The organism is Anaerovibrio sp., from assembly GCF_024697385.1.
GTDB lineage: Bacteria > Bacillota > Negativicutes > Selenomonadales > Selenomonadaceae > Anaerovibrio.
The window spans coordinates 20928-27562 of sequence record NZ_JAILFV010000079.1 but is presented as its reverse complement, the minus strand read 5'-3'; the positions used below and the strand labels follow the sequence as shown (position 1 = coordinate 27562).

At 41.4% G+C, this 6635-nt stretch carries 6 protein-coding genes; all 6 read left to right on the top strand.

Translation table 11 applies throughout. The features are described from left to right. The first annotated feature begins 519 nt into the window (after window positions 1-519). The 6 genes from K6C05_RS04135 to K6C05_RS04110 all read left to right on the top strand — a co-directional run bounded on the left by K6C05_RS04135 (window position 520) and on the right by K6C05_RS04110 (window position 6582). Complete coding sequence (locus K6C05_RS04135) at window positions 520-2790, top strand: anaerobic ribonucleoside triphosphate reductase (RefSeq protein WP_296731586.1); 2271 nt, start codon at window positions 520-522, stop codon at window positions 2788-2790. Between the two features lie 61 nt (window positions 2791-2851). After that, complete coding sequence (gene nrdD / locus K6C05_RS04130) at window positions 2852-3136, top strand: anaerobic ribonucleoside-triphosphate reductase (protein WP_296731584.1); 285 nt, start codon at window positions 2852-2854, stop codon at window positions 3134-3136. Further along, window positions 3123-3620, top strand: a complete 498-nt coding sequence (gene nrdG / locus K6C05_RS04125) for an anaerobic ribonucleoside-triphosphate reductase activating protein (RefSeq protein WP_296731582.1) — start codon at window positions 3123-3125, stop codon at window positions 3618-3620. The genes nrdD and nrdG overlap by 14 nt, the downstream gene beginning before the upstream one ends. Window positions 3621-3859: 239 nt before the next feature. Then, the gene (gene ilvA / locus K6C05_RS04120) at window positions 3860-5113 is read left to right on the top strand and encodes a threonine ammonia-lyase (RefSeq protein ID WP_296731579.1); all 1254 of its coding nucleotides are present in this window, start codon (window positions 3860-3862) and stop codon (window positions 5111-5113) included. A gap of 284 nt (window positions 5114-5397) precedes the next feature. Next, window positions 5398-5766: a metalloregulator ArsR/SmtB family transcription factor gene (locus K6C05_RS04115; RefSeq protein ID WP_296731576.1), complete on the top strand. Its 369-nt coding sequence runs from the start codon at window positions 5398-5400 to the stop codon at window positions 5764-5766. Window positions 5767-5787: 21 nt separating this feature from the next. Further along, on the top strand, window positions 5788-6582 hold the full coding sequence (locus tag K6C05_RS04110) for an NlpC/P60 family protein (RefSeq protein WP_296731573.1): 795 nt from the start codon (window positions 5788-5790) through the stop codon (window positions 6580-6582). The last annotated feature ends 53 nt before the right edge of the window (window positions 6583-6635 follow it).

Below are 6635 nucleotides of genomic sequence, written 5' to 3'. Positions count from 1 at the left end.
TGTGGCTTTGGCTTACAATATTTTGCGATTAGACCACAGGGTAAAAAGAAGAAGAACAGGATTGCACTTATATGAATTAAACAAAGCTGCCTAATTTTTCTGAGCGTTTATACATCGTTATTATTAACGGTGTTTTTGTTGAGTTCAAAAATAAATCGACTAACTTTTATGGTTGCAAATAAAGGAAGAATCTGCACAAAAATAGGCTGCCGCTTTGATGAAAAACATCAAATGCGACAGCCCTATTTTTTTCGCATAAAATAAATATTATATTTATCAACTTATCCCCAAAAATTTATATACATGGATAGTATATTCATATTTTTTTCAGAAACCATAGATATATATTCGCTTAGCATCCCTCGCGGTTATAAATTTTGCATAATTATTCAATATTCACCAACTTATTCAAAATCCGTTGTGGATAAGCCAACCACAATATATAGTATTTCATGTTGACACCAACCACTATATATTGTAAAATTACCCTAGCTTAAGATAGGGGATGGGTAATTTTTTATGAGAGAGAATATACAGAATATACGAAAACGCAATGGAGACATAGTCCCATTTATGCCTCGTAAAATTGCAGATGCAATTCACAAGGCAAATCTTGAATCTATTGATGACACATTTTCTGATAAGACTCTGGAATTCCTCACAGATGAAGTAACCAAGGCAATATCCGCGCAGGATATTCCAAATGTGGAATACATCCAGGATACAGTCGAAAAAGTTCTTATCAGCAACAACTACGCCAGTACGGCAAAATCCTACATACTTTACCGGGCCGAACACACAAAAATCCGTGAAGCCCAGGGAAGCCTCATGGATATCTATAACGAGCTTACCTTCAAAAATTCTGCAGATACGGATATAAAGAGGGAAAATGCCAATATAGATGCTGATACTGCAATGGGAACCATGCTGAAGTATGGTTCTGAGGGATCAAAGTATTATATTGACCACTACATTTTACCAAAGGACATAGCCGCAGCACATATTGATGGCGATATACACATCCACGACAAGGATTTCTACATGCTTACCGAAACCTGTTGTCAGATTGATCTCATCAAACTGTTTCATGACGGCTTCTCCACCGGACACGGTTTCCTGCGGGAACCAAATGGCATAAGATCATATGCCGCTCTCGGCTGTATTGCTATTCAGGCTAATCAAAACGAAATGCACGGTGGACAGTCCATTCCGAACTTTGATTATGCCATGGCTCCCGGTGTGGCAAAGACCTTCCGCAAAGAATATTACAAGGGACTTGCTGCATTCTTTAACGCAGTGCTCAATATTCAGTTATCAGATGCCAAGCTGCTGGTAGATGAAATAAAGCGCTGTATTCCGGTAGATATCTCCTTGGGAAAAACTGATGAATACCGGCAGCATCTGATTGACTTCCTGCCATACCATCAGGAAAGTCACAATTTCCAGTTTATTTCACAAAATCAGGCTGGTCGTGCCCATGACTATGCGGTAAATGCCGCTGTAGATGCTACCGAGGATGCTACTTATCAGGCTATGGAGGCCTTGGTGCATAATCTTAATACCATGAACTCCAGGGCAGGAGCCCAGGTGCCATTCAGCTCTGTCAATTATGGCACCGATACCTCACCTGAAGGGCGTATGGTTATACGAAACCTCCTAAAAGCCACTGAGGCAGGCCTGGGAAATGGTGAAACACCTATTTTCCCTGTACAGATCTTCAAGGTCAAGGAGGATGTCAATTATAACCGACACGATCCTAATTATGATCTTTTTCAGCAGGCTATCAGAACATCTGCAAAACGGCTATTTCCTAATTTCAGTTTTCTGGATGCTCCATTTAACCTGCAATTCTATAAAAAGGGCGACTATAACACGGAAGTTGCCTATATGGGATGTCGCACCAGAGTAATGGGAAATGTCTATGACAAAGATCGTCAGGTAACCTGTGGCCGTGGCAATCTCAGTTTCACCAGTATTAATCTGCCAAGGCTTGCCCTAAAGGCCAAAAAAGATTTGAAGGTCTTTTACCGGGAGCTGGACAGTATTATTGAGCTTGTCTTCCGGCAGCTGTTACACCGTTTTAAAATACAGTGCAGCAAAACCAGCCGCAATTATCCGTTCCTGATGGGACAGGGCGTATGGATTGATTCCGAGAAATTAAAGGTAGATGACAGTATCGCTTCAGTATTAAAGCATGGTACCTTATCCGTCGGTTTCATAGGCCTGGCAGAATGTCTTACAGCCCTCATCGGAACACATCACGGTGCATCTGAAAAAGCGCAAAAATTGGGACTGGAAATCATTGGTCATATGCGCAAACTGATGGACGAAAAATCTGAACAGACCGGTCTGAATTTCACACTGTTGGCAACGCCGGCAGAGGGACTCAGCGGTCGGTTCGTCAGATTGGATCGCAAGGAATACGGCAGGATTCCGGGCGTCACCGATAAAGATTACTATACCAACAGTTTCCATGTGCCGGTTGCATTTCATATAGCCGCCGCCCATAAGCTGGAAATCGAAGGACCATATCACGCTTTAACTAATGCCGGTCACATCAGCTATGTTGAAATGGATGGCGATCCTACAAAAAATCTCAAGGCCTTTGAAGCCATTATCAGGTGCATGCATGACAATGGCATTGGCTATGGATCGGTGAATCACCCGGTAGATCGTGACCCGATTTGTGGCTACAACGGAATAATTTATGATGTCTGTCCACGCTGTGGCCGTTCTGAGGCTGCCCATAAAGCACGCCGTGTTGTTCCAAGAGCAAAGTGTTGTTCCTGAGTTCAATGGAAAAACACATAATATAAAATAACCACTATTATTTTAAGAGAGGATGAAAAAAATGATTGTAAATGGAATTGAAGTAACTGTAAATGGACTTTCTGATGTAAGTGAGCAGGAAATCATCAGCTATATTGACATGCTGGAAAAGGAGACCAATGAGGATCTCAGCAGTCTGACTATCTCCCCTGCAGAGGATGATTCTGTGGCTCTTGATTATGTTCTTCAGCCGGCAAAATTTGAAAGAATTCGCCGGATTACGGGCTACCTGGTAGGAACTATTGATCGCTGGAACAATGCCAAGAGATCAGAGGAGCATGATCGGGTAAAGCATGGCCTCAATTAAGCTGGCTGGCACTGTCAATGATTCTATTGTAGATGGTGAAGGATACAGATTTACTATATTCACCCAGGGATGCCCACACAACTGCATCGGTTGCCATAATCCCCAAACCCATGATTTTAACGGTGGATATTTAGCAGACACAGATGAGCTGCTAAATGAAATATTAAAAAACACTTTACTGGAAGGCGTTACTTTCAGTGGCGGTGAACCATTTTGTCAACCAAAGCCGTTGACAGATCTGGCAAAAAAGCTCCATCAAAATAATCTCACCGTCTGGTGCTACACCGGCTATACAATGGAACAGCTTTTAAAGGGTACTGCTGAGCAGGTGGAACTGCTGAGAGAACTTGATGTGCTTGTAGATGGTCCATATGAGGAATGGAAAAGGGATATTTCATTGAATTTTCGTGGCAGCAGCAACCAACGCATCATTGATGTTCAAAAAAGTCTAAGAAATGATAAAATTACATTATATGCCTTGTAAAACGGGAAGCTTTCTTCCCGTTTTATTTTTATTGAAAAACTGCACAAAAAATCATGCCTTCCTTTCACTTCTCTTTAATTGACACAGCCTAACTATAATGTTACACTTGAAAACAACATAAAAGTGCCTCAGCTTCATGGAAAATATTATTCACACGCTGCCAATGGCACATTTATCCCACAGGTAATCCAACTGTCAGGCAGGATATACCTGAATTAATATATGCAAGGAGAATAAATATGGCAGAAGAAATCCAGGCCGAAGCACAGAATATTGAGGAAATAGTGGCAAACTCCACTATAGCAGATGTATATAATGCTGCAAAGCAATTAAATGGCGTTGTAAAAAAGACAAAGCTAATTGAGAGTCCTTTTTTCTCCGATATGTGTGGTAACAATGTATTCCTTAAGCCGGAAAATTTACAGAATACCGGCTCCTTTAAACTGAGGGGTGCCTATAACAAAATAAGCCAATTATCTGACGAAGAAAAAAAACGAGGCGTAATAACTGCATCTGCCGGCAACCACGCCCAGGGTGTTGCCTTCGCAGCCCAGGCCCTGGGAGTAAATGCTGTCATTTGTATGCCTGCAACCACTCCTATATTAAAGGTCGAATCAACAAAAGCCATGGGTGCAGAGGTAGTACTCTATGGTGACAGCTTTGATGACGCCTATGAAAAATCACTGGAGCTTCAACGAAAAAAAGGATATACCTATATACACCCTTTCAATGACAAGCAGGTCATCTTGGGGCAGGGGACAACTGCCCTTGAAATCATAGACGAACTGAAGGATGTTGATGCTATCCTTGTTCCAATTGGTGGCGGTGGCTTTGCCAGCGGAGTAGCCCTGGCCACAAAGGCTGTAAATCCACAGGTCAAGGTAATCGGCATAGAGCCTGAAGGTGCGGCCTGTATGGAAAATGCCTTTGCCAGAGGTCAGGTTTCATCCCTGACTGCTGTTGATACTGTGGCAGATGGATGTGCTGTAAAAACACCGGGAGAGCTTACCTATGCCTTCTGCAAAAAATACCTTGACCAAATTATAACCGTATCAGAACTGGAAATCATGTCCGCACTGCTTTCCCTCATTGAAAAACACAAGCTGATTGCTGAGGGAGCTGGCGTATTAAGTCTGGCCGCATTAAACAAGCTACCATTCAAGGGAAAGAATGTTGCCGCCATCATCAGCGGCGGTAATATTGATATATCCACAATCAGCGCCTTAATCGACAAGGCCCTGATTGCCCGTGGGCGTGTAATATGTTTTTCCGTACTGCTGCCTGACAAGCCTGGTCAGCTCTTAAATGTCTCCAAGATATTGGCTGATAATAACGCCAATGTTATAAAGCTCGACCATAATCAATCCAAGGTAACCGACAGTTTCAAAAAGGTAGCACTGGAAATAACCATCGAAACCCATAACCATGATCACATTAACAAAATAATAAAGGCCATGAATGATGGCGGTTATTCAGTCGATAAGATATATTGATTTTTCAGGCGACAGCTTTAGGCTGTCGCCTATTTGTTCACTCGGAAAATACAAAACCTTTGTCAAGTATTTTATCAAAATTATCCACATTTTTTTGAAAAAGTGGATAATTATGTGGATAACTTGTGTCTTAATGTTGATTACTCCCTTAGTTATCCACAGAAATTTTAGGATAATCTAAATTTTGTTAATATTATTAATGGCAATAATTTCTCTTTTGTTTTATACTTTATCTAGAAAATAATCTGGCAGGTACCCTTCACCTGTCGCCATGGGAGGTCCTAATGTCAAAAACTGCTGAGAATATAGATGTATGTGAAATACATAATATCCATCCTGATAGTGTAGCCCGTGCCCTATACCATCAACTTGATGATACAAAAAGCCAGCAGCTGGCCAATATCTTCAAGATATTGGGCGTACCAACGCGCATAAAGCTCTTATCACTGCTAATATCCGAGGAAATGTGTGTTTGTGATATTGCAGAAGCATTAAATATGGAGCAATCCGCCATATCGCACCAGCTAAGAGTATTAAGAGACGCACATCTTGTCAAATTCAGGCGGGAAGGCAAGGAAGTCTGGTATTCCCTGGATGATGACCATGTAGTAACACTGATGAGCCAGGGAATGGAACACATTATGCATTTGTAAAATAAACACTGGGGGTATTATATGAAACAGCTTTCAATGATCAGGAAAAATATACTACTGTCCGGAGTAATGTTCCTTTTGACCATGGTTTTCTGTTTATCCGGAAATGTCGAAGCCAGAAATCTGTCCCTTAATTCAAAGGGTGCAGATGTAGTGATGGTGCAGCAATGCCTAAAGGATATAGGCTACAATATAAAAAAGGTTTCCGGTGTCTACGACAATAGCACAAAACGAGCTGTGCTGGCTTTTCAACGAGATCACAAAATAAAAATCAGTGGTATTGTAGATGACAAAACCATGGAAGCCATAAAAAATGCACCGAAAAGTAACCACAATTCCACTGATAATACTGTAAAAACAAAAGAAAAGCCTGCCATTACAGCCAGGACTCCAAAACCCGTCAAGAAAACAGCTGTCCCTGAAAGTCAGCCTTTTGTAGATCGTCATAAAGTACCGGCTATCATAAAGACTGCAAAAAATCTTATTGGGGTTCCATATGTTTCAGGTGGCACAACTCCTAAAGGATTTGACTGCTCCGGTTACCTCCAGTACATTTTTGAAAAAAATGGGCTGACTATTCCTCGGACTGCGGATGTCCAATATAAACTAGGGAAAAATTACAAGCTGACTGCCCTGGAGGCCGGTGACCTGGTGTTCTTTCAAACAGACGCCTCTCATACAGTAACTCACTGTGGGCTGTATATCGGTAATGGACAATTTATCCATGCTTCATCCAGCAAAGGTGTGCGTATAGATCGCCTGGCAGATGACTATTGGAAAAAAGCCTTTTTTGCCGCAAAGCACATTATAAAATAATAGGTACTTACTGTTAATTTTATCTGAAATTAATTAAATTCAATCACATTTAT